General features: G+C 49.6%; 25 protein-coding genes and 1 other annotated feature. Of the genes, 16 read left to right on the forward strand and 9 right to left on the reverse strand.

Going from position 1 to position 26,538, the window contains the following annotated elements:
• Positions 1–78: 78 nt before the first annotated feature.
• The gene (gene espL1, locus ACJHX7_RS04130; protein ID WP_094029637.1) at positions 79–1,977 is read right to left on the reverse strand and encodes a type III secretion system effector EspL1; all 1,899 of its coding nucleotides are present in this window, start codon (positions 1,975–1,977) and stop codon (positions 79–81) included.
• A gap of 522 nt (positions 1,978–2,499) precedes the next feature.
• On the opposite strand from espL1, the gene thrS reads away from it, so the two are divergent.
• The 14 genes from thrS to selO all read left to right on the forward strand — a co-directional run bounded on the left by thrS (position 2,500) and on the right by selO (position 15,118).
• On the forward strand, positions 2,500–4,428 hold the full coding sequence (thrS, locus tag ACJHX7_RS04135) for a threonine--tRNA ligase (protein ID WP_001144202.1): 1,929 nt from the start codon (positions 2,500–2,502) through the stop codon (positions 4,426–4,428).
• A gap of 3 nt (positions 4,429–4,431) precedes the next feature.
• A complete protein-coding gene (gene infC, locus ACJHX7_RS04140; protein WP_001700733.1) occupies positions 4,432–4,974 on the forward strand; it encodes a translation initiation factor IF-3 in 543 nt (180 codons plus the stop codon).
• 96 nt (positions 4,975–5,070) lie between these two features.
• Entirely contained in the window at positions 5,071–5,268 is a 198-nt protein-coding gene (rpmI, locus tag ACJHX7_RS04145) for a 50S ribosomal protein L35 (RefSeq protein ID WP_001124225.1), read from the forward strand.
• Between the two features lie 53 nt (positions 5,269–5,321).
• On the forward strand, positions 5,322–5,678 hold the full coding sequence (rplT, locus tag ACJHX7_RS04150) for a 50S ribosomal protein L20 (RefSeq protein ID WP_000124850.1): 357 nt from the start codon (positions 5,322–5,324) through the stop codon (positions 5,676–5,678).
• 116 nt (positions 5,679–5,794) lie between these two features.
• Positions 5,795–5,919: a sequence feature (Phe leader region), on the forward strand.
• Positions 5,801–5,845 (forward strand): pheST operon leader peptide PheM, encoded by a 45-nt coding sequence (pheM, locus tag ACJHX7_RS04155; protein WP_001386830.1) that lies wholly within the window; start codon positions 5,801–5,803, stop codon positions 5,843–5,845. (Overlaps the previous feature by 45 nt.)
• Before the next feature lie 64 nt (positions 5,920–5,983).
• Positions 5,984–6,967: a phenylalanine--tRNA ligase subunit alpha gene (gene pheS / locus ACJHX7_RS04160; protein WP_000018588.1), complete on the forward strand. Its 984-nt coding sequence runs from the start codon at positions 5,984–5,986 to the stop codon at positions 6,965–6,967.
• Positions 6,968–6,981: 14 nt separating this feature from the next.
• Positions 6,982–9,369 carry a phenylalanine--tRNA ligase subunit beta gene (gene pheT / locus ACJHX7_RS04165; protein WP_094029638.1) on the forward strand — a complete coding sequence of 796 codons (2,388 nt, stop codon included), beginning with the start codon at positions 6,982–6,984 and terminating at the stop codon, positions 9,367–9,369.
• A 4-nt stretch (positions 9,370–9,373) separates the two neighbouring features.
• A complete protein-coding gene (gene ihfA / locus ACJHX7_RS04170) occupies positions 9,374–9,673 on the forward strand; it encodes an integration host factor subunit alpha (RefSeq protein ID WP_001229265.1) in 300 nt (99 codons plus the stop codon).
• A 100-nt stretch (positions 9,674–9,773) separates the two neighbouring features.
• On the forward strand, positions 9,774–10,754 hold the full coding sequence (btuC, locus tag ACJHX7_RS04175) for a vitamin B12 ABC transporter permease BtuC (RefSeq protein ID WP_000956528.1): 981 nt from the start codon (positions 9,774–9,776) through the stop codon (positions 10,752–10,754).
• 62 nt (positions 10,755–10,816) lie between these two features.
• Entirely contained in the window at positions 10,817–11,368 is a 552-nt protein-coding gene (gene btuE / locus ACJHX7_RS04180) for a bifunctional thioredoxin/glutathione peroxidase (RefSeq protein ID WP_001154187.1), read from the forward strand.
• A complete protein-coding gene (btuD, locus tag ACJHX7_RS04185; RefSeq protein WP_000029466.1) occupies positions 11,368–12,117 on the forward strand; it encodes a vitamin B12 ABC transporter ATP-binding protein BtuD in 750 nt (249 codons plus the stop codon). Before btuE ends, btuD begins: the two co-directional genes overlap by 1 nt.
• A gap of 77 nt (positions 12,118–12,194) precedes the next feature.
• Positions 12,195–12,659, forward strand: a complete 465-nt coding sequence (locus ACJHX7_RS04190) for an NlpC/P60 family protein (RefSeq protein WP_001209780.1) — start codon at positions 12,195–12,197, stop codon at positions 12,657–12,659.
• 246 nt (positions 12,660–12,905) lie between these two features.
• Positions 12,906–13,619, forward strand: coding sequence for an anti-FlhDC factor (gene ydiV, locus ACJHX7_RS04195; protein ID WP_001330300.1), 714 nt, complete (start codon positions 12,906–12,908; stop codon positions 13,617–13,619).
• A 62-nt stretch (positions 13,620–13,681) separates the two neighbouring features.
• Complete coding sequence (gene selO, locus ACJHX7_RS04200) at positions 13,682–15,118, forward strand: protein adenylyltransferase SelO (RefSeq protein ID WP_094029639.1); 1,437 nt, start codon at positions 13,682–13,684, stop codon at positions 15,116–15,118.
• A 3-nt stretch (positions 15,119–15,121) separates the two neighbouring features.
• Here the strand turns inward: selO and hemP are convergent, their stop codons facing one another.
• From hemP to ppsR, 3 genes are all read right to left on the reverse strand, one after another.
• On the reverse strand, positions 15,122–15,313 hold the full coding sequence (gene hemP, locus ACJHX7_RS04205; RefSeq protein WP_001270810.1) for a hemin uptake protein HemP: 192 nt from the start codon (positions 15,311–15,313) through the stop codon (positions 15,122–15,124).
• Positions 15,314–15,444: 131 nt separating this feature from the next.
• Entirely contained in the window at positions 15,445–16,491 is a 1,047-nt protein-coding gene (gene aroH, locus ACJHX7_RS04210; protein WP_089582795.1) for a 3-deoxy-7-phosphoheptulonate synthase AroH, read from the reverse strand.
• 156 nt (positions 16,492–16,647) lie between these two features.
• Positions 16,648–17,481: a posphoenolpyruvate synthetase regulatory kinase/phosphorylase PpsR gene (gene ppsR, locus ACJHX7_RS04215; protein WP_000368054.1), complete on the reverse strand. Its 834-nt coding sequence runs from the start codon at positions 17,479–17,481 to the stop codon at positions 16,648–16,650.
• Positions 17,482–17,812: 331 nt separating this feature from the next.
• On the opposite strand from ppsR, the gene ppsA reads away from it, so the two are divergent.
• A complete protein-coding gene (gene ppsA / locus ACJHX7_RS04220) occupies positions 17,813–20,191 on the forward strand; it encodes a phosphoenolpyruvate synthase (RefSeq protein ID WP_000069370.1) in 2,379 nt (792 codons plus the stop codon).
• 56 nt (positions 20,192–20,247) lie between these two features.
• Here the strand turns inward: ppsA and fadK are convergent, their stop codons facing one another.
• The 5 genes from fadK to ACJHX7_RS04245 are packed head-to-tail and all read right to left on the reverse strand — an operon-like array spanning position 20,248 to position 25,307.
• Positions 20,248–21,894 (reverse strand): medium-chain fatty-acid--CoA ligase, encoded by a 1,647-nt coding sequence (gene fadK, locus ACJHX7_RS04225; RefSeq protein WP_094029660.1) that lies wholly within the window; start codon positions 21,892–21,894, stop codon positions 20,248–20,250.
• A gap of 56 nt (positions 21,895–21,950) precedes the next feature.
• On the reverse strand, positions 21,951–22,244 hold the full coding sequence (locus ACJHX7_RS04230) for a ferredoxin family protein (protein ID WP_000081071.1): 294 nt from the start codon (positions 22,242–22,244) through the stop codon (positions 21,951–21,953).
• The gene (locus ACJHX7_RS04235) at positions 22,241–23,530 is read right to left on the reverse strand and encodes an FAD-dependent oxidoreductase (RefSeq protein WP_094029640.1); all 1,290 of its coding nucleotides are present in this window, start codon (positions 23,528–23,530) and stop codon (positions 22,241–22,243) included. The genes ACJHX7_RS04230 and ACJHX7_RS04235 overlap by 4 nt, the downstream gene beginning before the upstream one ends.
• 54 nt (positions 23,531–23,584) lie before the next feature.
• On the reverse strand, positions 23,585–24,523 hold the full coding sequence (locus ACJHX7_RS04240; RefSeq protein WP_088170233.1) for an electron transfer flavoprotein subunit alpha: 939 nt from the start codon (positions 24,521–24,523) through the stop codon (positions 23,585–23,587).
• A gap of 19 nt (positions 24,524–24,542) precedes the next feature.
• The gene (locus ACJHX7_RS04245; RefSeq protein ID WP_000692121.1) at positions 24,543–25,307 is read right to left on the reverse strand and encodes an electron transfer flavoprotein; all 765 of its coding nucleotides are present in this window, start codon (positions 25,305–25,307) and stop codon (positions 24,543–24,545) included.
• 315 nt (positions 25,308–25,622) lie between these two features.
• Between ACJHX7_RS04245 and ACJHX7_RS04250 the strand changes: the two genes are divergently transcribed.
• Entirely contained in the window at positions 25,623–26,534 is a 912-nt protein-coding gene (locus ACJHX7_RS04250; RefSeq protein WP_000284798.1) for an AraC family transcriptional regulator, read from the forward strand.
• Positions 26,535–26,538 lie beyond the last annotated feature (4 nt).

The following is a 26,538-nucleotide window of genomic DNA, read 5'->3' on the forward strand; positions in this document are numbered from 1 at the left end:
GGTGGCGTTGTACACCTGATCACTGTTTTTGCGGTTTATGAAAAAAATAAAATTATGTATCGATATATAAATATTTGGTTATAAATACGTCTTTAGTTCATCAGCACTAAAACTCAGGCTTTGGCTGATTACGTTTATAGCAGCATAATATGTTTCTACAGTTTTATAATGATTATGATGAATGGCTATATGAACAGCTGACATGTTGTCATGATTTTTAGCGGCTAACAATGTGAATAACTGACATTGACTAAAAGAATATTTTTTTGCAAAAGTACCCAGCGTTGATATATAAGATAACACGACGTCTTTATTACCCTTGCTCATGGCGATGTATAAAGCAGGGGTTCCATGTGCTGTTGCGCCTTTTAATAAATCCATGATGTTAATTTTGCTGAGGTTATATTTAACAGCGATTCCATAAACTTTAGAGAGGAACCGTGTGACACACAAAGGGTGATTATTTTCCATTGCGGCATATAATCCTGGTTCACCATCACGTGTTTTCATTGCTAAAATATCCATCACCATTTTTTTGCTTAAAAGCTCTTGTGTTATTGGAGTGGTTAATGCATTCAGAAAGATATCGATTATTTCATCGAATCCATACAACATGGAGATATAGAGTCCAGGTGTTTCGTTAGCACTTTTAGTTTGCAGTAATTTAACCAGATTATCTTCATGAATGATATGATTATCTACCAGTGACTGAATTTCTTGCATAAATATTTTCACGTTGTCAGTATGTCCGTTCATCATAGCCAAAAATAATGCAGGTGTACCAACGCTATTCTGCGCAGTTATTATTTCAATGATTTCTTTTTCAGGGAGTATGGGTAACTGTTTAAATAATGTAATAAGCTGTTGAGTCTGGCCTGTGGCCATTATTAACAACATTGCCGATGGATGTATAGGAGCAAATGGCATTCGTGATGCAATACCCGCGAAAATAGCCCCTGGAACTCCCTCAGGTAATAGGGGCAGAAAAGCAATTGCACAGTTGCGAACATACATATCAGCCCAGGTCTGAGCATCGGGACCTGAACTGATGAATTTATCGAGCGAGAGAAAGCCCCGTGCTGTCCTGTGGGTGCCTCTGACGGCAACGTTGGTATCGTTCGGGTCGTAAACGGACACAACATAATTTAATTGCCCATACGCCGACTGCTTTATTCGTAGCCTTACTGACAAAGTATGATTGTCTATATATAAAATCGCGGACATATGACTGACATTGTTTGCCATCATTCGACAGAAGAAAATATCTAAAGCGGAGCCAAAATCTTTACTCGCGATAACGCGACTCCCTGCAGGAGGATGGCGAAGTAATGATCTGAACTCCGCGTCCCGGACTAAGGGAACATGCTGCTGTATGGATTCAACGGAGGAGTAATGTTTAATCAGATTGACTTTGCCTTTTCCATTTCTCAGTGAATCAAGTGCGTATTGCAATGACAGATGGCGACAAAAAATAGCGTCAGAAGGAGATTGCGAAAAAAATGCACTACCATTGAGATTTACTGTTGGTTGTATAGTTTTTTCTCTATGGATTTTTTTAGACAGTTTCATACAATGGTTACGATTTTCGGCAGTTAACTGTTCCTGTTCAATATAATCCAGTATGCTTCGCAAATGGTTAGCTTTAATAGGCGTGGTTTCCAGTAATAAGGAAATGATTTCTTTTTTATAGTGTAATGTAATGAGTATATTTTCTGCATGGATGGGTGAAGTGGCAAAGTTAATGGTAAAAAGGGCAGTGGAATAACAATTTTGTGATATTTTTCGACAGTTTGCGGTAAATTCCTGAGTAACACAGTATGACAGCATCGAACTTAAGTCAGAGGTATCAAGTAGGGTGATGAGTTGGCGCGCAAATTGATTAATAGGCTCTGATGAAGGCGTTGGTATGTCGCTATCGATGTGCATTCTATGAGGAGACTTATAATGAGTTCTGATAATAATGTCGTTTTGACTCATAATCTTTTTGCCTTATATATGTCTGGAGGTTTTGAGGATGATGATTAATTATTATCGCCAGAACGAAATGTGCACGAAAAATTGCTATAAGAATTGTGTCACTTTTATCATTGTGATATGACCACTTCGTCATTAATCTTATGATCGTTTAAATAGTACCGCCAAATCACGCAACGAACTTTGCTGGATTCAGTTTATGCTGCTGCAAATCCGCTCGCAGTAAACTTTTCAGACGCTCCGTGATGTTATCAGTGGTTCTTTAAGCGTTTTGCTGGTGTACTCACTACAAACGAATTGCGAATCGAATCAATGTGAAACGGAAAGGTACAATCTCCCTTTTTTTAGTGTTAACATCGTTCAACCGGGTGGAAGGTGAGAGGTTAATGTCTTTCATTTGTGTACCTGATTGCGAACCAATTTAGCATTTGTTGGCTAGATGGTTTCGCAATGAACTGTTAATAAACAAATTTTTCTTTGTATGTGATCTTTCGTGTGGGTCACCACTGCAAATAAGGATATAAAATGCCTGTTATAACTCTTCCTGATGGCAGCCAACGCCATTACGACCACGCTGTAAGCCCCATGGATGTTGCGCTGGACATTGGTCCAGGTCTGGCGAAAGCCTGTATCGCAGGGCGCGTTAATGGCGAACTGGTTGATGCTTGCGATCTGATTGAAAACGACGCACAACTGTCGATCATTACCGCCAAAGACGAAGAAGGTCTGGAGATCATTCGTCACTCCTGTGCGCACCTGTTAGGGCACGCGATTAAACAACTTTGGCCGCATACCAAAATGGCAATCGGCCCGGTTATTGACAACGGTTTTTATTACGACGTTGATCTTGACCGCACGTTAACCCAGGAAGATGTCGAAGCACTCGAGAAGCGGATGCATGAGCTTGCTGAGAAAAACTACGACGTCATTAAGAAGAAAGTCAGCTGGCACGAAGCGCGTGAAACTTTCGCCAACCGTGGGGAGAGCTACAAAGTCTCCATTCTTGACGAAAACATCGCCCATGATGACAAGCCAGGTCTGTACTTCCATGAAGAATATGTCGATATGTGCCGTGGTCCGCACGTACCGAACATGCGTTTCTGCCATCATTTCAAACTAATGAAAACGGCAGGGGCTTACTGGCGTGGCGACAGCAACAACAAAATGTTGCAACGTATTTACGGTACGGCGTGGGCAGACAAAAAAGCGCTTAACGCTTACCTGCAGCGCCTGGAAGAAGCCGCGAAACGCGACCACCGTAAAATCGGTAAACAGCTCGACCTGTACCATATGCAGGAAGAAGCACCGGGTATGGTATTCTGGCACAACGATGGCTGGACCATCTTCCGTGAACTGGAAGTGTTTGTTCGTTCTAAACTGAAAGAGTACCAGTATCAGGAAGTTAAAGGTCCGTTCATGATGGACCGTGTCCTGTGGGAAAAAACCGGTCACTGGGACAACTACAAAGATGCAATGTTCACCACGTCTTCTGAGAACCGTGAATACTGCATTAAGCCGATGAACTGCCCGGGTCACGTACAAATTTTCAACCAGGGGCTGAAGTCGTATCGCGATTTGCCGCTGCGTATGGCCGAGTTTGGTAGCTGCCACCGTAACGAGCCGTCAGGTTCGCTGCATGGCCTGATGCGCGTACGTGGATTTACCCAGGATGACGCGCATATCTTCTGTACTGAAGAACAAATTCGCGATGAAGTTAACGGATGTATCCGTTTAGTCTATGATATGTACAGCACTTTTGGCTTCGAGAAGATCGTCGTCAAACTCTCCACTCGTCCTGAAAAACGTATTGGCAGCGACGAAATGTGGGATCGTGCTGAGGCGGACCTGGCGGTTGCGCTGGAAGAAAACAACATCCCGTTTGAATATCAACTGGGTGAAGGCGCTTTCTACGGTCCGAAAATTGAATTTACCCTGTATGACTGCCTCGATCGTGCATGGCAGTGCGGTACAGTACAGCTGGACTTCTCCTTGCCGTCTCGTCTGAGCGCCTCCTATGTGGGCGAAGACAACGAGCGTAAGGTACCGGTAATGATTCACCGCGCAATTCTGGGGTCGATGGAACGTTTCATCGGTATCCTGACCGAAGAATTCGCTGGTTTCTTCCCGACCTGGCTTGCGCCGGTTCAGGTTGTTATCATGAATATTACCGATTCGCAGTCTGAATACGTTAACGAATTGACGCAAAAACTATCAAATGCGGGCATTCGTGTTAAAGCAGACTTGAGAAATGAGAAGATTGGCTTTAAAATCCGCGAGCACACTTTGCGTCGCGTCCCGTATATGCTGGTCTGTGGTGATAAAGAGGTGGAATCAGGCAAAGTTGCCGTTCGCACCCGCCGTGGTAAAGACCTGGGAAGCATGGACGTAAATGAAGTGATCGAGAAGCTGCAACAAGAGATTCGCAGCCGCAGTCTTAAACAATTGGAGGAATAAGGTATTAAAGGCGGAAAACGAGTTCAAACGGCGCGCCCTAACCGTATCAATGGCGAAATTCGCGCCCAGGAAGTTCGCTTAACAGGTCTGGAAGGCGAGCAGCTTGGTATTGTGAGTCTGAGAGAAGCTCTGGAGAAAGCAGAAGAAGCCGGAGTAGACTTAGTCGAGATCAGCCCTAACGCCGAGCCGCCGGTTTGTCGTATAATGGATTACGGCAAATTCCTCTATGAAAAGAGCAAGTCTTCTAAGGAACAGAAGAAAAAGCAAAAAGTTATCCAGGTTAAGGAAATTAAATTCCGTCCTGGTACAGATGAAGGCGACTATCAGGTAAAACTCCGCAGCCTGATTCGCTTTCTCGAAGAGGGTGATAAAGCCAAAATCACGCTGCGTTTCCGCGGTCGTGAGATGGCGCACCAGCAAATCGGTATGGAAGTGCTTAATCGCGTGAAAGACGATTTGCAAGAACTGGCAGTGGTCGAATCCTTCCCAACGAAGATCGAAGGCCGCCAGATGATCATGGTGCTCGCTCCTAAGAAGAAACAGTAAGGCCTTCAAGTAGCACTGTCTGTGGAGCCTTCGGGCTTCACAGGCTTTGTTCGCCTTTGTTTCGTTTATTAACAATGCGAAGTGGAAGTTATTAAAATGCCAAAAATTAAGACCGTACGCGGTGCTGCTAAGCGCTTCAAAAAAACCGGTAAAGGTGGTTTTAAGCACAAGCACGCTAACCTGCGTCACATTCTGACCAAAAAAGCGACCAAACGTAAACGTCACCTGCGTCCGAAAGCCATGGTTTCCAAAGGCGATCTGGGCCTGGTAATCGCGTGCCTGCCGTACGCATAAGCCGTTAACGTTTTTTAACTTTTTAATTAGAATATAGATACAGGAGAGCACATATGGCTCGCGTAAAACGTGGTGTTATTGCACGCGCACGTCACAAGAAAATTTTGAAACAAGCTAAAGGCTACTACGGTGCGCGTTCTCGCGTATACCGCGTTGCCTTCCAGGCTGTTATCAAAGCTGGTCAGTATGCTTACCGTGACCGTCGTCAACGTAAGCGTCAGTTCCGTCAACTGTGGATTGCGCGTATCAACGCAGCAGCACGTCAGAACGGTATTTCTTACAGCAAATTCATCAATGGCCTGAAAAAAGCCTCTGTTGAAATCGACCGTAAGATCCTGGCTGATATCGCAGTATTCGACAAAGTAGCGTTCACCGCTCTGGTTGAAAAAGCGAAAGCAGCTCTGGCATAAGCCAGTTGAAAGAGGGAGCTAGTCTCCCTCTTTTCGTTTCAACGCCATCAAAACATTGACTTTTATCGCCGTAGCCTTTTCAATAAAGGTCTTTTGAAAAGTACCAAAAGGTAACGCAAGCAATGAATGCTGCTATTTTCCGCTTCTTTTTTTACTTTAGCACCTGACTCCAGGAGGCTAGCGCGTGAGAAGAGAAACGGAAAACAGCGCCTGAAAGCCTCCCAGTGGAGGCTTTTTTTGTATGCGCGTTTTGAAAAAATTAAGTCCAACGAACCAGTGTCACCACTGACACAATGAGGAAAACCATGTCACATCTCGCAGAACTGGTTGCCAGTGCAAAGGCGGCCATTAGCCAGGCGTCAGATGTTGCCGCGTTAGACAATGTGCGCGTCGAATATTTGGGTAAAAAAGGGCACTTAACCCTTCAGATGACGACCCTGCGTGAGCTGCCGCCAGAAGAGCGTCCGGCAGCTGGTGCGGTTATCAATGAAGCGAAAGAGCAGGTTCAGCAGGCGCTGAATGCGCGTAAAGCGGAACTGGAAAGCGCAGCACTGAATGCGCGTCTGGCGGCGGAAACGATTGATGTCTCCCTGCCGGGGCGTCGCATTGAAAACGGCGGTCTGCATCCGGTGACTCGTACCATCGACCGTATCGAAAGTTTCTTCGGTGAGCTTGGCTTTACCGTGGCAACCGGGCCGGAAATCGAAGACGATTATCATAACTTCGATGCTCTGAACATTCCTGGTCACCACCCGGCGCGCGCTGACCACGACACTTTCTGGTTTGACGCTACCCGCCTGCTGCGTACCCAGACCTCTGGCGTACAGATCCGCACCATGAAAGCTCAGCAGCCACCGATTCGTATCATCGCGCCTGGCCGCGTTTATCGTAACGACTACGACCAGACTCACACGCCGATGTTCCATCAGATGGAAGGTCTGATTGTTGATACCAACATCAGCTTTACCAACCTGAAAGGCACGCTGCACGACTTCCTGCGTAATTTCTTTGAGGAAGATTTGCAGATTCGCTTCCGTCCTTCCTACTTCCCGTTTACCGAACCTTCTGCAGAAGTGGACGTCATGGGTAAAAACGGTAAATGGCTGGAAGTACTGGGCTGCGGGATGGTGCATCCGAACGTGCTGCGTAATGTTGGCATCGACCCGGAAGTTTACTCTGGTTTCGCCTTCGGGATGGGGATGGAGCGTCTGACCATGTTGCGTTACGGCGTCACCGACCTGCGTTCATTCTTCGAAAACGATCTGCGTTTCCTCAAACAGTTTAAATAAGGCAGGAATAGATTATGAAATTCAGTGAACTGTGGTTACGCGAATGGGTGAACCCGGCGATTGATAGCGATGCGCTGGCAAATCAAATCACTATGGCGGGCCTGGAAGTTGACGGTGTAGAACCGGTTGCCGGTAGCTTCCACGGCGTGGTCGTTGGTGAAGTGGTTGAGTGTGCGCAGCATCCGAACGCTGACAAACTGCGTGTGACAAAAGTGAATGTCGGCGGCGATCGCCTGCTGGACATCGTCTGCGGTGCGCCAAACTGCCGTCAGGGCCTGCGTGTGGCGGTAGCGACCATTGGTGCTGTTCTGCCGGGTGATTTCAAAATTAAAGCGGCGAAACTGCGTGGCGAACCGTCAGAAGGGATGCTGTGCTCTTTCTCTGAGCTGGGAATTTCTGACGATCACAGCGGTATTATCGAACTGCCTGCGGATGCGCCAATTGGCACCGACATTCGTGAATACCTGAAACTCGATGACAACACCATCGAAATTAGCGTAACGCCAAACCGTGCCGATTGCTTAGGCATTATCGGCGTGGCGCGTGATGTTGCCGTGCTGAACCAGCTGCCGCTGGTTGAACCGGAAATCGTTCCGGTTGGTGCGACCATCGACGACACGCTGCCGATTGCAGTAGAAGCGCCGGAAGCTTGTCCGCGCTATCTTGGCCGTGTGGTAAAAGGCATTAACGTTAAAGCGCCAACTCCGCTGTGGATGAAAGAAAAACTGCGTCGTTGCGGGATCCGTTCTATCGATGCAGTTGTTGACGTCACCAACTATGTGCTGCTCGAACTGGGCCAGCCGATGCACGCTTTCGATAAAGATCGCATTGAAGGCGGCATTGTGGTGCGGATGGCGAAAGAGGGCGAAACGCTGGTGCTGCTTGATGGCACTGAAGCGAAGCTGAATGCTGACACTCTGGTCATCGCCGACCACAACAAGGCGCTGGCGATGGGCGGCATCTTTGGTGGCGAACATTCTGGCGTAAATGAAGAAACGCAAAACGTCCTGTTGGAATGTGCTTTCTTCAGCCCGCTATCTATCACCGGTCGTGCTCGTCGTCATGGCCTGCATACTGATGCGTCTCACCGTTATGAGCGTGGCGTTGATCCGGCACTGCAGCACAAAGCGATGGAACGTGCGACCCGTCTGCTGATCGACATCTGCGGTGGTGAGGCTGGTCCGGTAATTGATATCAGCAACGAAGCAACGCTGCCGAAGCGTGCAACCATCACTTTGCGTCGCAGCAAACTGGATCGCCTGATTGGCCATCATATTGCCGATGAGCAGGTCACTGACATTCTGCGTCGTCTCGGCTGCGAAGTGACCGAAGGCAAAGACGAGTGGCAGGCAGTTGCGCCGAGCTGGCGTTTCGACATGGAGATTGAAGAAGATCTGGTCGAAGAAGTCGCGCGTGTTTACGGCTACAACAACATTCCGGATGAGCCGGTACAGGCAAGCCTGATTATGGGTACTCACCGTGAAGCTGACCTGTCGCTCAAGCGCGTGAAAACGCTGCTCAACGACAAAGGCTATCAGGAAGTGATCACCTACAGCTTCGTTGATCCGAAAGTGCAGCAGATGATCCATCCAGGCGTTGAAGCCTTACTGCTGCCAAGCCCGATCTCTGTTGAAATGTCAGCAATGCGTCTTTCTCTGTGGACCGGCCTGCTGGCAACCGTGGTGTACAACCAGAACCGTCAGCAGAACCGTGTGCGCATTTTCGAAAGCGGTCTGCGTTTCGTACCAGATACTCAGGCACCGTTGGGCATTCGTCAGGATCTGATGTTAGCCGGTGTGATTTGCGGTAACCGTTACGAAGAGCACTGGAACCTGGCAAAAGAGACCGTTGATTTCTATGATTTGAAAGGCGATCTTGAATCCGTTCTCGACCTGACCGGTAAACTGAATGAGGTTGAGTTCCGTGCAGAAGCGAATCCGGCACTGCATCCGGGGCAATCCGCAGCGATTTATCTGAAAGGTGAACGTATTGGTTTTGTTGGGGTTGTTCATCCTGAACTGGAACGTAAACTGGATCTTAACGGTCGCACTCTGGTGTTCGAACTGGAGTGGAACAAGCTCGCAGACCGCGTGGTGCCTCAGGCGCGCGAGATTTCTCGCTTCCCGGCGAACCGTCGTGACATCTCGGTGGTGGTCGCAGAAAACGTTCCCGCAGCGGATATTTTATCCGAATGTAAGAAAGTTGGCGTAAATCAGGTAGTTGGCGTAAACTTATTTGACGTGTACCGCGGTAAGGGTGTTGCGGAGGGGTATAAGAGCCTCGCCATAAGCCTGATCCTGCAAGATACCAGCCGTACACTCGAAGAAGAGGAGATTGCCGCTACCGTCGCCAAATGTGTAGAGGCATTAAAAGAGCGATTCCAGGCATCATTGAGGGATTGAACCTATGGCGCTTACAAAAGCTGAAATGTCAGAATATCTGTTTGATAAGCTTGGGCTTAGCAAGCGGGATGCCAAAGAACTGGTTGAACTGTTTTTCGAAGAGATCCGTCGCGCTCTGGAAAACGGCGAACAGGTGAAACTCTCTGGTTTTGGTAACTTCGATCTGCGTGATAAGAATCAACGCCCGGGACGTAACCCGAAAACGGGCGAGGATATTCCCATTACAGCACGGCGCGTGGTGACCTTCAGACCCGGGCAGAAGTTAAAAAGCCGGGTCGAAAACGCTTCGCCCAAAGACGAGTAATCTGATCTAACTAAAAAGGCCGCTCTGCGGCCTTTTTTCTTTTCACTGTCGAAGAGTCACCGTAAAATCAACGCCATGACACTTCAGCAGAACGGATACCATGCTGACACTTGCCCGCCAACAACAGCGACAAAATATTCGCTGGTTATTATGCCTGTCAGTTTTGATGCTGCTGGCGCTTCTCTTAAGCCTTTGCGCCGGTGAACAATGGATCTCGCCAGGTGACTGGTTTACTCCTCGTGGCGAACTGTTCGTCTGGCAAATTCGCCTGCCACGTACGCTGGCTGTATTGCTGGTTGGTGCGGCGCTGGCTATATCCGGCGCTGTAATGCAGGCGTTGTTCGAAAATCCTCTGGCAGAACCTGGACTACTTGGCGTCTCTAACGGCGCAGGCGTGGGGCTTATCGCCGCGGTATTGCTTGGGCAAGGGCAACTCCCCAACTGGGCGCTAGGGCTGTGTGCGATTGCTGGCGCGCTTATCATCACTTTAATACTCTTACGTTTCGCCCGTCGTCATCTTTCGACCAGTCGGTTATTGCTGGCTGGCGTTGCATTAGGGATTATCTGTAGCGCACTAATGACGTGGGCTATCTACTTTTCCACCTCTGTTGATTTACGTCAGCTGATGTACTGGATGATGGGCGGTTTTGGCGGCGTAGACTGGCGGCAAAGCTGGCTGATGCTGGCATTGATCCCCGTGTTGTTGTGGATCTGTTGTCAGTCCAGGCCAATGAATATGTTAGCACTTGGCGAGATCTCGGCGCGGCAACTGGGTTTACCCCTGTGGTTCTGGCGCAATGTGTTGGTGGCAGCGACCGGCTGGATGGTTGGCGTCAGTGTGGCGCTGGCGGGTGCTATCGGCTTTATTGGTCTGGTGATCCCACATATTCTCCGGCTGTGTGGTTTAACCGATCATCGCGTATTACTTCCCGGCTGCGCGCTGGCAGGGGCGAGCGCATTGCTGCTGGCCGATATTGTAGCGCGCCTGGCATTAGCTGCCGCAGAGCTGCCTATTGGCGTGGTCACCGCAACGTTGGGTGCGCCGGTGTTTATCTGGTTATTGTTAAAAGCAGGACGTTAGCCGCAAAAAGACGGTCTATGATTAAAAGCTAAGATTTTTACTGACCACACCCAGGAGAAACGATGCAAGATTCCATTCTGACGACCGTAGTGAAAGATATCGACGGTGAAGTGACCACGCTGGAGAAGTACGCCGGTAATGTGCTGTTGATTGTCAATGTCGCCTCAAAGTGTGGCTTAACGCCGCAATATGAGCAGTTGGAGAATATTCAGAAAGCCTGGGCTGATCGTGGTTTTGTGGTGCTGGGATTCCCGTGCAACCAGTTTCTGGAACAAGAACCGGGCAGCGATGAAGAGATTAAAACTTACTGTACCACCACATGGGGGGTGACGTTCCCGATGTTCAGTAAGATTGAAGTTAATGGCGAAGGACGCCATCCGCTGTATCAAAAATTGATTGCCGCAGCGCCGACCGCAGTCGCGCCGGAAGAGAGCGGATTCTATGCCCGTATGGTCAGCAAAGGTCGTGCACCGCTGTACCCTGATGATATTTTATGGAATTTTGAGAAATTTTTAGTTGGCAGGGACGGATTGGTCATCCAGCGTTTTTCCCCGGATATGACGCCGGAAGATCCCATTGTGATGGAAAGCATTAAACTGGCGTTGGCAAAATAATGTCTATTGTGATGCAGTTACAGGATGTTGCGGAATCTACCCGCCTGGGGCCGCTTTCTGGCGAGGTTCGGGCTGGGGAGATCCTGCACCTGGTGGGGCCGAACGGCGCGGGTAAGAGTACCTTACTGGCGCGAATGGCCGGAATGACCAGCGGTAAGGGAAGCATTCAGTTCGCGGGGCAACCACTGGAAGCATGGTCCGCAACAAAACTCGCGCTGCATCGCGCCTATCTTTCACAACAGCAGACGCCGCCGTTTGCAATGCCGGTCTGGCACTACCTGACACTGCATCAGCACGATAAAACGCGTACCGAACTACTGAATGATGTCGCAGGGGCGCTGGCTCTTGATGACAAACTCGGACGTAGCACCAATCAACTTTCCGGCGGCGAATGGCAACGCGTACGTCTTGCTGCGGTGGTGCTGCAAATCACACCACAAGCCAATCCCGCAGGCCAATTACTACTTCTTGATGAGCCTATGAACAGTCTTGATGTTGCGCAACAAAGTGCATTAGACAAAATTCTGAGCGCGCTGTGTCAGCAAGGACTGGCGATTGTGATGAGCAGTCACGATCTCAACCATACATTGCGTCATGCGCATCGGGCGTGGTTGCTAAAAGGTGGAAAAATGCTGGCCAGTGGACGCAGGGAAGAGGTGCTCACGCCGCCAAATCTGGCGCAGGCCTATGGGATGAATTTTCGCCGTCTGGATATCGAAGGTCACAGAATGCTGATTTCGACCATCTGATTTCATTAGTATCTTGAAAATCGGGTAATTACGACGCTAAATTAATGCAAGAATAAAAAACAGAGGAACCGTACGGAATGCGTTTCTGCCTTATTTTGATCACAGCACTGTTTCTGGCCGGGTGTAGCCACCATAAAGCACCGCCGCCAAATGCCAGACTTTCTGATTCGATTACCGTTATTGCCGGTTTGAACGACCAGCTACAGAGCTGGCATGGCACGCCGTATCGTTATGGTGGCATGACGCGGCGCGGTGTGGACTGTTCGGGGTTTGTGGTTGTGACGATGCGCGATCGTTTCGATTTGCAGCTGCCCCGAGAAACCAAAGAACAAGCCTCTATCGGCACGCAAATTGATAAAGACGAGTTGCTGCCTGGTGACCTGGTCTTTTTCAAAACGGGCTCCGGACAAAATGGTTTGCATGTAGGTATTTATGATACCAACAACCAATTTATCCACGCCTCTACCAGCAAGGGAGTGATGCGTTCCTCACTCGATAATGTTTATTGGCAGAAAAATTTCTGGCAGGCGAGACGAATCTAGTATGTCGAAAAATGGACGGCGATGATACATCTCCGTCCATTTACTCCTGAATACAGTAGTATTTTACAGACAAAAATTCCGTAAATGGATTATTCGTTTATAATCAGGATAATCTAATAAAAGGACCCCTGAAAAAGTGGTTAACATGGAACAAATGAAAGTTACTCCTTCTGTAATTGTTATGTCTTATGGCCTCATCCCTTTTAGCCGGATACTGAAAAACATCCTTCGAGAGGGACGGTTACCATGAAGATTTTTTTGGAGAATCTTTATCATTCTGATTGCTATTTCCTGCCGATAAGAGATAACCAGCAAGACCTTGTCGGTGTTGAGTTAATTACCCATTTCTCCAGTGAAGATGGTACGGTTCGTATACCGACGAGTCGGGTTATAGCGCAACTTACCGAGGAGCAACATTGGCAATTATTTTCTGAGCAGTTGGAATTGCTAAAATCATGCCAACACTTTTTTATTCAACATAAACTCTTTGCCTGGCTTAATTTAACCCCACAAGTGGCTACTTTATTATTAGACAGGGATAATTACGCGGGCGAACTATTAAAATATCCGTTTATTGAACTGTTGATTAATGAGAATTACCCGCATCTCGATGAAGGAAAAGATAATCGCGATCTTTTGTCCTTATCGCAAATGTATCCCCTTGTGTTAGGTAATTTGGGCGCAGGCAATAGCACAATGAGAGCGGTTTTTGATGGTCTTTTCACCCGCGTCATGCTGGATAAAAGTTTTATTCAGCAACAAATCACGCATCGCTCCTTCGAACCGTTTATTCGTGCGATCCAGGCGCAAATTTCCCCATGTTGCAATTGCATCATCGCGGGGGGCATTGATACGCCAGAAATAATGGCACAGATTACCCCCTTTGATTTCCATGCTCTCCAGGGATGCCTGTGGCCTGCCGTTCCTGTAAATCAGATAACGACGTTGGTTCAGCGATAACCCTCCTGTTTGCTGGTGTTTAAGACGAGAGTAACCGTCTACACTATCAAACAGGAGGATCTATGACCCTGTCTTTTATTACCCGCTGGTGCGATGAATTGCCAGAAACCTATACAGCACTTTCCCCTACGCCTTTAAATAATGCCCGGCTGATTTGGCATAATGCCGAACTGGCTAACACGCTGAGTATTCCATCGTCGCTGTTTAAAAATGGCGCAGGTGTCTGGGGCGGCGAAACCCTACTGCCTGGTATGTCACCACTGGCGCAGGTTTACAGTGGTCATCAGTTCGGCGTCTGGGCGGGCCAACTGGGTGATGGGCGCGGCATTTTACTCGGCGAACAACTGCTTGCTGATGGCACTACAATGGACTGGCATCTGAAAGGTGCTGGCCTGACGCCTTATTCGCGAATGGGTGATGGACGGGCGGTTTTACGTTCGACGATACGAGAAAGTCTCGCCAGTGAGGCGATGCATTATCTGGGCATTCCGACGACTCGCGCGTTAAGTATCGTCACCAGCGATTCGCCAGTGTATCGGGAAACGGTGGAGCCAGGCGCGATGTTGATGCGTGTGGCACCAAGTCATCTGCGCTTTGGTCATTTCGAACATTTTTACTATCGCCGCGAGCCGGAAAAGGTTCGTCAGTTGGCTGACTTTGCCATTCGTCATTACTGGTCACATCTTGAAGATGATGAGGACAAATACCGTCTCTGGTTTAGCGATGTTGTCGCACGTACCGCATCGCTAATTGCCCAATGGCAGACGGTCGGCTTTGCTCATGGGGTGATGAATACCGACAACATGTCGCTGCTGGGGCTGACGCTTGATTACGGGCCGTTTGGTTTTCTTGATGATTACGAACCCGGTTTTATTTGTAATCACTCGGATCATCAAGGGCGTTATAGCTTTGATAATCAACCTGCTGTCGCGTTGTGGAATTTACAGCGTCTGGCGCAGACATTGTCACCATTTGTTGCCGTAGATGCCCTGAATGAGGCCCTGGACAGCTATCAGCAGGTTTTGTTGACGCATTATGGACAACGGATGCGGCAGAAACTGGGCTTCATGACGGAGCAAAAAGAGGATAACGCGCTACTGAATGAATTATTCAGTCTGATGGCGCGAGAGCGCAGCGATTATACCCGCACATTCCGCATGCTGAGTCTGACCGAGCAGCACAGCGCGGCGTCACCGCTACGTGATGAGTTTATTGATCGTGCGGCATTTGATGACTGGTTTGCCCGTTATCGGGTACGTTTGCAACAAGACGAGGTTACCGATAGTGAGCGTCAGCAGCTGATGCAAAGCGTTAACCCAACTCTGGTGTTGCGCAACTGGTTGGCGCAACGGGCGATTGAAGCGGCAGAAAAGGGTGATATGACGGAATTGCACCGCCTGCATGAGGCGTTGCGAAATCCTTTCAGCGACAGAGATGATGACTACGTCAGTCGTCCACCTGACTGGGGTAAACGGCTGGAAGTCAGCTGCTCGAGTTAAAGGCTACTTGGTCAACAGCAGCTTGCCAGCCTGAGTTTTACGGAGCAGATATTCTTGCCCGTCATGATCGATAATCAGTTTGCCATCCGGACCTAACAGTGTCTGGCTGGTAATTCGCCGAATGGGCTGCGGGGAAGCGGTCTTGTGATTGGCATCCGTTTCAGGCGTGAGTTTTCTGCTATCCGTATAACGCATAAAAAATAATAATAATTGATATAACAATGATTCTTATTATCAATATTATAGCGGGACAGAGCAAGCAGTAATGTGTTGAGAAGACAACAAGTTGCGCAGAAATGCCCATTCCGTCAGGAATGGGCACGCATTCAGAAGCGGGTATCAACCGCAGAGGCGAGTTTTTCGACCAGGCGTTCGGTATCTTCCCAGCCCAGACACGGGTCGGTAATCGATTGACCGTAAGTGAGCGGCTGACCGCCGACGATTTTTTGCGTTCCTTCGCGCAGGAAACTTTCCGCCATAATTCCAGCAATCGCCGTAGAGCCATTGCGGATTTGCTGACAAATATCCTCACAAACTTCTAACTGGCGACGGTGCTGCTTCTGGCAGTTACCGTGGCTGAAATCCACCACCAGATGTTCAGGTAAATCAAACTCGTGCAGCGTATCGCAGGCTGCGGCGATATCATCGGCATGGTAATTCGGTTTTTTGCCGCCACGCATAATAATATGGCCATACGGGTTGCCACTGGTCTGATAGATGGTCATCTGACCGTTTTTGTCTGGCGAGAGGAACATATGGCTGGCGCGGGCTGCGCGGATAGCATCTACGGCAATCCGCGTGTTGCCATCGGTACCATTTTTAAAACCTACCGGACAGGAGAGTGCCGAAGCCATTTCACGGTGGATCTGACTTTCGGTAGTACGTGCGCCAATCGCGCCCCAACTGATTAAATCAGCAATAAACTGACCGGTCACCATATCGAGGAACTCAGTCGCGGTAGGGACGCCCAGCTCATTTACCTGTAAAAGTAATTTGCGCGCCAGCTCCAGACCGTGATTTACCCGATAGCTGCCGTTTAAATCCGGATCGGAGATGAGTCCTTTCCAGCCGACAACAGTTCGTGGTTTTTCAAAATAGGTGCGCATTACGATTTCCAGCCGTGGCTGGTACTGGTTGCGCAGCGACTGCAGACGGGTGGCGTACTCCATCGCAGCGGTGAGATCGTGGATCGAGCAGGGGCCAATAATGACCAACAGTCGCTTATCTTCACCATTCAGTATTTTTTCAATTCTGCGGCGGGAGTCGGTGACATGGGTGGCGACGCCAGTCGTTACGGGATACCGTAGCGCGAGTTCGGCGGGCGTTACCAGGCTCTCAATACGCGCAGTACGGAGTTCGTCAGTTCTGTTCATTACAAGTCTCAGAAATTTGTTGCTTCTACGGCAGGACTACCGGGAAGTGATGCGCATCACGATAAACCAATCGCAGCTGATTTCAAGTGCGAGGTGTGTCACACCTCGCCGGGTGGTTAGCATGATAACAAAAAAGCAAGCCAATGCACTAGTTTTCTAGTACATTCGGCGGCTAAGGCCCATGATATCGAGGATCTTGGTGGCAATCTCTTCTACCGAATAATTGGTACTGTTAATCCACGGGATCTGATTTTTACGGTACAACGCTTCCACTTCCGCGACTTCCATCCTGCACTGACGAAGCGAGGCATAGCGACTGTTCTCCCGACGTTCCTCGCGAATCGCCGCCAGACGTTCCGGGTCGATAGTCAGGCCGAACAATTTGTGCTGAAGCGGTTTGAGCGACGCGGGTAGCACCAGATTATCCATATCGTCGGCAATAAAGGGGTAGTTTGCCGCGCGGATACCAAATTGCATTGCCAGATACAGACTGGTGGGGGTTTTACCACAGCGAGAAACACCGAGCAGGATCACCTGAGCCTGGTCCAGATTGCGCAACGAAATGCCGTCGTCATGGGCAAGGGTGTAATCAATCGCCGCAATACGCGCATCATATTTATTGAGGTTATTAGGGTTCAGGCCATGGGTACGATGAGCAATCGGCGTGGGATCCAGTTGCATCTCTTGTTGTAGCGGGGCAACCAGCGCCTGAACGATATCCTGGCAAAAGCCCTCACTTTGCAAGATGATGGCGCGAATCTCCGGCAACACGATGGAGTAGAAGACCAGCGGGCGCACGCCTGTCTGGTGATAAATTGCGTCAATCTGATCCTTCACTGCCCGTGCACGGCTCTCATTTTCGACAAACGGCAGCGTAATGCTGCTGATAGTGACGGGAAATTGTGACATTACTGCGTGTCCTAATACCTCCGCAGTTATTGCCGTACCATCAGAAATATAAAAAACGTGGCGATCAACAGCATTATCCATTTTGTTCTTCCCGTGATGTAGACATAATTCTATGAAAGCATAAATTAAAAACGCACAGAAGCGTAGAACGTTATGTCTGGTTTATAAATGAACCTTCAATTTTATTTTTTATGAAAACAGCATTTCATTTTTATGGTTTCGTTTATACCGATGGTTTATGTGGAAATTGTCGAAGAGAGCAGATTTGCGCAACGCTGGGATCAGTCTTAAAAAGTAAAAAAATATATTTGCTTGAACGATTCACCGTTTTTTTCATCCGGTTAAATATGCAAAGATAAATGCGCAGAAATGTGTTTCTCAAACCGTTCATTTATCACAAAAGGATTGTTCGATGTCCAACAATGGCTCGTCACCGCTGGTGCTTTGGTATAACCAACTCGGCATGAATGATGTAGACAGGGTTGGGGGCAAAAATGCCTCCCTGGGTGAAATGATTACTAACCTTTCCGGAATGGGTGTTTCCGTTCCGAATGGTTTCGCCACAACCGCCGACGCGTTTAACCAGTTTCTGGACCAAAGCGGCGTAAACCAGCGCATTTATGAACTGCTGGATAAAACGGATATTGACGATGTTACCCAGCTTGCGAAAGCGGGCGCGCAAATCCGCCAGTGGATTATCGACACTCCCTTCCAGCCTGAGCTGGAAAACGCCATCCGCGAAGCCTATGCACAGCTTTCCGCCGATGACGAAAACGCTTCGTTTGCGGTGCGTTCCTCCGCTACTGCAGAAGATATGCCGGACGCTTCTTTTGCCGGTCAGCAGGAAACTTTCCTCAACGTTCAGGGTTTTGACGCCGTTCTCGTGGCAGTGAAACATGTATTTGCTTCTCTGTTTAACGATCGCGCCATCTCTTATCGTGTGCACCAGGGTTACGATCACCGTGGCGTGGCGCTCTCCGCCGGTGTTCAGCGGATGGTGCGCTCCGACCTCGCATCTTCTGGCGTGATGTTCTCCATTGATACCGAATCCGGCTTTGACCAGGTGGTGTTTATCACTTCCGCATGGGGCCTTGGTGAAATGGTCGTGCAGGGTGCGGTTAACCCGGATGAGTTTTACGTGCACAAACCGACACTGGCGGCGAATCGCCCGGCTATCGTGCGCCGCACCATGGGGTCGAAAAAAATCCGCATGGTTTACGCGCCGACCCAGGAGCACGGCAAGCAGGTTAAAATCGAAGACGTACCGCAGGAACAGCGTGACATCTTCTCGCTGACCAACGAAGAAGTGCAGGAACTGGCAAAACAGGCCGTACAAATTGAGAAACACTACGGTCGCCCGATGGATATTGAGTGGGCGAAAGATGGCCACACCGGCAAACTGTTCATTGTGCAGGCGCGTCCGGAAACCGTGCGCTCACGCGGTCAGGTCATGGAGCGTTATACGCTGCATTCACAGGGTAAGATTATCGCCGAAGGCCGTGCTATCGGTCATCGCATCGGCGCGGGTCCGGTGAAAGTCATCCATGACATCAGCGAAATGAACCGCATCGAACCTGGCGACGTGCTGGTTACTGACATGACCGACCCGGACTGGGAACCGATCATGAAGAAAGCATCTGCCATCGTCACCAACCGTGGCGGTCGTACCTGTCACGCGGCGATCATCGCTCGTGAACTGGGCATTCCGGCGGTAGTGGGCTGTGGAGATGCAACAGAACGGATGAAAGACGGTGAGAACGTCACTGTTTCTTGTGCCGAAGGTGATACCGGTTATGTCTATGCGGAGTTGCTGGAATTTAGCGTGAAAAGCTCCAGCGTAGAAACGATGCCGGACCTGCCGTTGAAGGTGATGATGAACGTCGGTAACCCGGACCGTGCTTTCGACTTCGCCTGCCTGCCGAACGAAGGCGTGGGACTTGCGCGTCTGGAATTTATCATCAACCGTATGATTGGCGTCCACCCACGCGCACTGCTTGAGTTTGACGATCAGGAACCGCAGTTGCAAAACGAAATCCGCGAGATGATGAAAGGTTTTGATTCTCCGCGTGAATTTTACGTTGGGCGTTTGACTGAAGGGATCGCGACGCTGGGTGCCGCGTTTTATCCGAAGCGCGTCATTGTCCGTCTCTCTGATTTTAAATCGAACGAATATGCCAACCTGGTCGGTGGTGAGCGTTACGAGCCAGATGAAGAGAACCCGATGCTCGGCTTCCGTGGCGCGGGCCGCTATGTTTCCGACAGCTTCCGCGACTGCTTCGCGCTGGAGTGTGAAGCAGTGAAACGTGTGCGCAACGACATGGGGCTGACCAACGTTGAGATCATGATCCCGTTCGTGCGTACCGTAGATCAGGCGAAAGCGGTGGTTGACGAACTGGCGCGTCAGGGGCTGAAACGTGGTGAGAACGGGCTGAAAATCATCATGATGTGTGAAATTCCGTCCAACGCCTTGCTGGCAGAGCAGTTCCTCGAATATTTCGACGGCTTCTCAATTGGCTCAAACGACATGACGCAGCTGGCGCTCGGTCTGGATCGTGACTCCGGCGTGGTATCTGAACTGTTCGATGAGCGCAACGATGCGGTGAAAGCACTGCTGTCGATGGCGATTCGTGCCGCGAAGAAACAGGGCAAATATGTCGGGATTTGCGGTCAGGGTCCGTCCGACCACGAAGACTTTGCCGCATGGTTGATGGAAGAGGGGATCGATAGCCTGTCTCTGAACCCGGATACTGTGGTGCAAACCTGGTTAAGCCTGGCTGAACTGAAGAAATAAAATAAATCCCCGGCGGCGTTTTGTCGCCGGGTTTATGTGATCCCCGAAGATGAAACTTATTCAATCTCTTCACAGACATCCTGAGTTAATCGCCGCATAATATCTTTCCTTAACAAAAACTTTTGTATTTTACCTGAGGCAGTGCGCGGTAGTTTTTCGATTACCACGATATGTTCAGGATATTTATATTTCGCGACCCGTTTACGGCTAAAAAATGCCACTACATCTTCCAGCGATAATGAATGATGCGGTGCTTTCAGCACGACATAAGCGCATGAACGTTCACCTAAGCGTTCATCGGGCATTGCAACCACACAAGCATCGTGAATTTTAGGATGCTGCAATAAAATATCTTCTACTTCACGGCTGCTAATATTTTCGCCGCCGCGGACAATAATATCTTTCTTGCGCCCGGTTATTTTTATATAGCCAGCCGCATCCATGCGGCAGAGATCGCCGCTGTAATACCAGCCTTCTTCATCCAGCGCACGGGCGGTTAATTCAGGTTCATCAAAATACCCCATAAACACATTGGGGCCACGCGAGGCTTCTTCACCTTCGCAACCTGGCGGTAAAGTCTTGCGTGCGTCATCGACCACTTTAATCTCTACACCTGCGGCAGCGTAACCGTCGGTGTGCATAAAGCGCGGCAAAGGATCGTCGAGATTCACCACCGCATGCGGCGAACTTTCTGTGGAACCATAAACACTTAATAATTTAATGCCGCGCTGCTGGCATTCTCGCGCCACTTTTTTGGGGATTGTGGTACCTCCGCAAAGAAAGAAGCGCAGCGCTGAAAGGTCTGCGGGTTGTTTCTCTAGTAAATTCAAAAGATCATAGACAAACGGCGTTGCGCCGAGCATACAGGTGCAACGCTGCTGCTCAAGCAGCGCGAGACACGCATCAGGAGTGAAAATATCTAACAACACGCTGCGAGCACCAATCAAAAAAGGTGCTGTTACGCCATGCAGAAAGCCCGTTGCGTGACCAAGTGGCGCAGGCATCATAAAGACATCCTGCCAGTTCAGATTCAGCCGCGCGCAATAAGCCCGCTCACTGGCGAGAATATTGTTATGCGTTAGCATCACGCCCTTTGGCAGACCCTCGGTTCCGGAGGTAAACAGCACCGCGGCTAATTCATCGCCGTGGACCGTTATCGCCGTGGTCAGAGGAGTATTGTCGGCGATAATCTGACTTAATGAGAGGGAAGAGGTGGCGGGAGCCAGTTTGTCCACGCCGACAATTTGTTGTAGTTGTGGAAGCTGATTTTGCAGTGGCAGGATTAAATCTACCGGACGCGTTTGTTTAAACAACGTCGGTGCAAAGAACATTTTTGCCTGACACTTATTGAGCACCCACACCAGTTCTGCTTCCCGCCAGGAAGGTAACAGCGGCACGGAAACCGCACCGGTTTTCAGGCAGGCAAGATAGATAACGGTAAATTCACACCAGCCTGGCAGTTGAAATGCGATGCGATCGCCTGATTCAATACCCTTCGCTAACATCCAGTTTGCCAGACAGCTCGCGGCGTGATCGAGCGCGCTATAGGTGTACGTTGCACCATGATTATCGACCACGGCAATTTTGTCTGGCATCGCACGAGCGGTCTGCTGCCAGTAATCGGCCAGCGAAGCATCGCCCCATAACCCTTGCTGACGATACGCCGCACGACGTTGTTCGTTGAACGTTAATGTCACTTTCATTTTGGACTCTCGAAACAGAACATCAGGCCCGAGATGCGGGCCTGTGGGATGCATGATTAGCCGTAGCGAAAATCAATACCGAAGGTGCCTGCGGGATATTGCCACTGTTCGAGAATAGTGTTACCGCACAGCACCCGACAGGTGCCGCACTCCAGACAACCGGCAGAATCAAAATGAATGTTGCCGGCATCATCCTGCTTATAAAGTCCGGCAGGGCAGGCTTTCATTAATTTACGGAATTCATTGATATCGGGATTTGCCGCCAAAATGATATGCGGGTGGCCCTCATCAACATGGAATTTATTGACGCCTAATTTGATGTCGACGTTAACCGTAGCGTTCTGGCTCATAGCGCGGTTGCTCCCTTAATGCCATCTTTCAGCAAGTTGATCAGCCCAATTTTCTTCGCGTGTCCCATGATCATTTTGCGTACCGGCTGGTTTGGTTTGCCGTCAATGGTGAACATCTCGTTCATGATGTCGGCGACCATGCGCGGATACTGACTAAACAGGCGCGGATTTTCCATCAGCGCCGGGATCTTGCGGAAATGCTGCATATCGCGCATAACACAACTTTGTTCCAGCTCACGTTTGTATTGCGCCAGACTGCTGGCGGAGAAATCCGCGCGTTCTTTGGCTGCAATCACTGTTGTGGCGGCAGCCTGAGCTGATGCAATGGCTAAATCCATGCCGCGAACTGTAAAACCCAAATTCAGGCAGAAGCCTGCGGCGTCACCAACGATCATCACGCCATCGTTAACCAGCTGCGGCACCATTGCCAGACCGCCCTCCGGCACCATATGCGCGGAATATTCAAGCAGTTTGCCTCCGCTAATCAGCGGGCGAATGGCGGGGTGTTGTTTAAAATCTTCCAGCATTTGTGGCACGCTTTTTTGCGCATGGGCGATATCACCCAACCCACAAACCAGCCCCAACGATATGGAATCCTTATTGGTATAGAGGAATCCGCCGCCCATCAGGCCGTCAGAAGGGGAACCGGCAAACAGCCAGGCGGCACCTTCCTCGCCCGTAATATTAAAGCGATCCTTGATCTGTTCTGGTGTGAGGCCAATAACCTCTTTAACACCAACAGCGTAATGATGCGGATCGGAAGCGGGAACCATTCCCAGCGAGCGGCCAAGCATCGAGTTAACGCCATCAGCCAGAATCACCACATTCGCTTCGAGAATATCATCCCCAGCCTGGACGCCAGTGACCTTATTTCCTTCACGAACCAGCGCATCGACACGAACGCCCGGGATAAACTGCGCGCCAGCCTGTTCGGCTTGTTCCATCAACCACGGGTCCAGACGATTACGCAATACGGTATAAGACGCGTGTTGCGGAACATCTGGTTGCTCGCGGTGAAAATCGAGGGTAACGGCACTCTCATCGGTTAAGAAGGAGATTTTCTCGCGTGTGACCTTGCGTTCTACCGGCGCTGATGCTGCAAAGCCTGGAATAATCGCTTCAAGTGTGTGGGCATAAAGACGCCCGCCGGTCATGTTTTTACATCCGGCACTGTCGCCGCGTTCTATCACCAGGACATCCAGCCCGGCTTGCGCCATGACCAGTGCGGCAACGCTACCGGCAACGCCCGCACCGACCACAATGGCATCAAATTTGTCATCCGACATGCGTTATGCTCCCTTCCCGCTGCGTTTACAGCGGGAGATGTGGTTGAAAGGGAATTAGCGACTCAACTGGCTAATCAGGGCAGGGACGACTTTGTAGATATCGCCCACCAGACCGTAGTCGGCATAGTTGAAGATTGGCGCATTTTTATCTTTATTGATGGCGACAATCACTTTTGCGCCGTTGCCGCCAACCATATGCTGGATCTGCCCGGAGATCCCCAGCGTCAGGTAGAGATCGGATTTCAGCAACACGCCGGAGACACCGATATAACGTTCACGCTCCATCCAGTTCTCGCCTTCGGCAATTGGACGTGAACAGCCGACTTCAGCATTCAGCACTGCCGCCAGTTCGTGGACCATTTTCAGGTCATTCTGCGCCGCCAGACCACGACCGACGCCAACCACACGTTTTGCTTTGCTCAGGTCCACGCTGCTTGCCGCTTTCGCACGGCGTTCGCGACAGAGAATTTCATGACGCGGGGCAACATAAGGTACCGTTTCTGTCGGGCACTGATGAGAGATATCACGGGTGCACGGTTCCTGAACACCGGGTGCAAGGGTAATGATCGCCAGCGGGCTGTTGATCTTTTCCTGAGCGAACGCTAACCCGCCATACATCCGGTGTTCGGCGCAAATGTGACCATCGACAATATCCACCGCAGTGGCATCGTTCACCAGCGCCGCATTCAGTTGCACACTTAACCGTGCTGCCAGAGCTTTACCACGTTTCGTCGCGGCCAACAGCAACATAGCGGGGTGTTTATCTTTCAGCAGGGCAGCAATGCTTTCGGCGTAATTTTCAGTACGTTGCAGCGCGTCGTTTTGCTCAAGAACATAAATGCATTTTGGCCCATAAGGCATAACTGCCTGCGCCTGCTCGGTATTTTGGACAATGGCATACACCTGTTGGCCCCATTGCTGAGCGCCGCCAAACAGTTCAGCATAACGTTCAGGATTATCGCTAAAGACCCAGACGCTGTTTAATTGACTCATCGTTTCTTCTCCGTAGGCTTCAGTTCAGGGCTTTCTTCAGATGTTCCGCCAGCTCGGCAATGGCCTCCGGCGAATCGTTATCGAGAATGATGTGCTTACGTTCTGTTTGCGGCGGTACGCGAATACCGGTCAGTTCAGCAAGTGGTGCGCTCTGGCTCCAGCCAATGTCACTTGCCTGCCACTGATTTACCGGTTTTTTACCCGCGCCGAGAATGGCTTTCATCGAAGGAATGCGTGGCATGTTAATATCGGAGGTGACGCAGAGCACGGCTGGAACAGAGAGCTCAATAACTTCAACATCATCTTCAAGCGTGCGTTCAATCACCAGTGTATTGCCCTGACGCTGAATAGCACTCACTGCATTAATCACCGGAAGTTGCAGAATTTCTCCGACCAGCAAGCCAACCTGCTGGGCATAAAGGTCGCCGGAACCTTCACCAAAGATCAGTAAATCGAAGCCGATCTTTTCAACTGCTGCCGCCAGCGCCTTTGCGGTATCGAGAGGCAGTGCATGTTCAAGTTGCGCATCCTGCACCAAATACAGGCTATGCGGCCCGCGGGATAGCACGTCTTTTCGCACTTTCGAGTTCTGCAACAATGAGCCACCAATGGTCAGCGCGGCTATCTCATCGTCATCTGATGCAAGCTGGCTTGCAGCTTCAATGGCATTGAGATCGAACTGGCTGATTTTGGCGTCGGCATTGTCGAAATTCAGGGTATATTCTGGAGTGACAACAATGTCCTGTTCTTCAGGCACCAGCTTAAAGCAGGTTATTATTTTCATGATTTCTCCTGTGAGTCGCATACGGAACCATCTCCGATGGAAGGTAAATATGGCCTGAAAATAGTGTGCGATAGCGGTGCGGGGTTTTCGACGGAGCAAGCTGTTTTCCTTGCCAACAATCTTGCAAAAAAAATGCGATCGCTAAAACAAAAGTGCAATTTGCGGCAATGTTGTTATTCCATGACCGTACAATCTTGCATTCAGTGTAAATAATCTTGTTTAGCTCTCGCTAAACGCGGTTGTATAACCGCAATACACGCCGTATTTTATCCGGCATATATTGTTTTTGCTTGCTCATGGAATAGGGAGGTTGTCATGTATCAACGCTGTTTTGATAACGCCAGCGAAACGCTGTTTGTCGCCGGTAAAACGCCACGGCTTTCACGTTTTGCATTTAGCGATGATCCAAAATGGGAGTCCGGACATCACGTTCATGACAATGAAACCGAGTTGATTTACGTCAAGAAAGGGGTAGCAAGGTTTACCATCGATTCTTCGTTATATGTCGCGCATGCCGATGACATTGTGGTGATAGAACGTGGCAGGCTGCATGCGGTGGCCTCTGACGTTAACGATCCGGCAACGACGTGTACCTGTGCGCTGTACGGCTTTCAGTTTCAGGGGGCTGAGGAAAATCAGCTACTGCAACCGCATTCTTGCCCGGTAATTGCCGCAGGGCAGGGAAAAGAAGTCATTAAAACCTTATTTAATGAGCTAAGTGTGATTTTGCCGCAAAGTAAAAATAGCCAAACATCTTCGTTATGGGACGCATTTGCCTATACGTTAGCAATTCTTTATTACGAAAACTTTAAAAATGCTTATCGTTCGGAGCAGGGGTATATTAAAAAAGATGTTCTGATAAAAGATATTCTTTTCTATCTGAATAATAACTATCGCGAAAAAATCACTTTAGAGCAGTTATCGAAAAAATTTCGTGCCAGCGTCAGTTATATCTGCCATGAATTTACCAAAGAGTATCGTATTTCCCCTATTAACTATGTTATTCAACGGCGTATGACGGAAGCGAAATGGTCACTCACTAATACTGAATTATCACAGGCAGAGATCTCCTGGCGTGTGGGTTATGAAAATGTCGATCACTTTGCCAAACTGTTTTTGCGCCATGTCGGCTGTTCGCCCAGCGATTACCGCAGGCAATTTAAAAACTGTTTTGCGGAACAAGAAATCTTATCTGAATTTCCTCAACCGGTAAGTCTTGCCGGATAAATCT

It is taken from the genome of Escherichia sp. WS1451 (assembly GCF_046487365.1).
Lineage (GTDB): Bacteria > Pseudomonadota > Gammaproteobacteria > Enterobacterales > Enterobacteriaceae > Escherichia > Escherichia coli.

Coding starts and splice junctions, on each gene's coding strand:
- espL1 (WP_094029637.1), bottom strand. CDS start 1,977: ATGAGTCAAAACGACATTATTATCAGAACTCATTATAAGTCTCCTCAT.
- thrS (WP_001144202.1), top strand. CDS start 2,500: ATGCCTGTTATAACTCTTCCTGATGGCAGCCAACGCCATTACGACCAC.
- rpmI (WP_001124225.1), top strand. CDS start 5,071: ATGCCAAAAATTAAGACCGTACGCGGTGCTGCTAAGCGCTTCAAAAAA.
- rplT (WP_000124850.1), top strand. CDS start 5,322: ATGGCTCGCGTAAAACGTGGTGTTATTGCACGCGCACGTCACAAGAAA.
- pheS (WP_000018588.1), top strand. CDS start 5,984: ATGTCACATCTCGCAGAACTGGTTGCCAGTGCAAAGGCGGCCATTAGC.
- pheT (WP_094029638.1), top strand. CDS start 6,982: ATGAAATTCAGTGAACTGTGGTTACGCGAATGGGTGAACCCGGCGATT.
- ihfA (WP_001229265.1), top strand. CDS start 9,374: ATGGCGCTTACAAAAGCTGAAATGTCAGAATATCTGTTTGATAAGCTT.
- btuC (WP_000956528.1), top strand. CDS start 9,774: ATGCTGACACTTGCCCGCCAACAACAGCGACAAAATATTCGCTGGTTA.
- btuE (WP_001154187.1), top strand. CDS start 10,817: ATGCAAGATTCCATTCTGACGACCGTAGTGAAAGATATCGACGGTGAA.
- btuD (WP_000029466.1), top strand. CDS start 11,368: ATGTCTATTGTGATGCAGTTACAGGATGTTGCGGAATCTACCCGCCTG.
- ACJHX7_RS04190 (WP_001209780.1), top strand. CDS start 12,195: ATGCGTTTCTGCCTTATTTTGATCACAGCACTGTTTCTGGCCGGGTGT.
- ydiV (WP_001330300.1), top strand. CDS start 12,906: ATGAAGATTTTTTTGGAGAATCTTTATCATTCTGATTGCTATTTCCTG.
- selO (WP_094029639.1), top strand. CDS start 13,682: ATGACCCTGTCTTTTATTACCCGCTGGTGCGATGAATTGCCAGAAACC.
- hemP (WP_001270810.1), bottom strand. CDS start 15,313: ATGCGTTATACGGATAGCAGAAAACTCACGCCTGAAACGGATGCCAAT.
- aroH (WP_089582795.1), bottom strand. CDS start 16,491: ATGAACAGAACTGACGAACTCCGTACTGCGCGTATTGAGAGCCTGGTA.
- ppsR (WP_000368054.1), bottom strand. CDS start 17,481: ATGGATAATGCTGTTGATCGCCACGTTTTTTATATTTCTGATGGTACG.
- ppsA (WP_000069370.1), top strand. CDS start 17,813: ATGTCCAACAATGGCTCGTCACCGCTGGTGCTTTGGTATAACCAACTC.
- fadK (WP_094029660.1), bottom strand. CDS start 21,894: ATGAAAGTGACATTAACGTTCAACGAACAACGTCGTGCGGCGTATCGT.
- ACJHX7_RS04230 (WP_000081071.1), bottom strand. CDS start 22,244: ATGAGCCAGAACGCTACGGTTAACGTCGACATCAAATTAGGCGTCAAT.
- ACJHX7_RS04235 (WP_094029640.1), bottom strand. CDS start 23,530: ATGTCGGATGACAAATTTGATGCCATTGTGGTCGGTGCGGGCGTTGCC.
- ACJHX7_RS04240 (WP_088170233.1), bottom strand. CDS start 24,523: ATGAGTCAATTAAACAGCGTCTGGGTCTTTAGCGATAATCCTGAACGT.
- ACJHX7_RS04245 (WP_000692121.1), bottom strand. CDS start 25,307: ATGAAAATAATAACCTGCTTTAAGCTGGTGCCTGAAGAACAGGACATT.
- ACJHX7_RS04250 (WP_000284798.1), top strand. CDS start 25,623: ATGTATCAACGCTGTTTTGATAACGCCAGCGAAACGCTGTTTGTCGCC.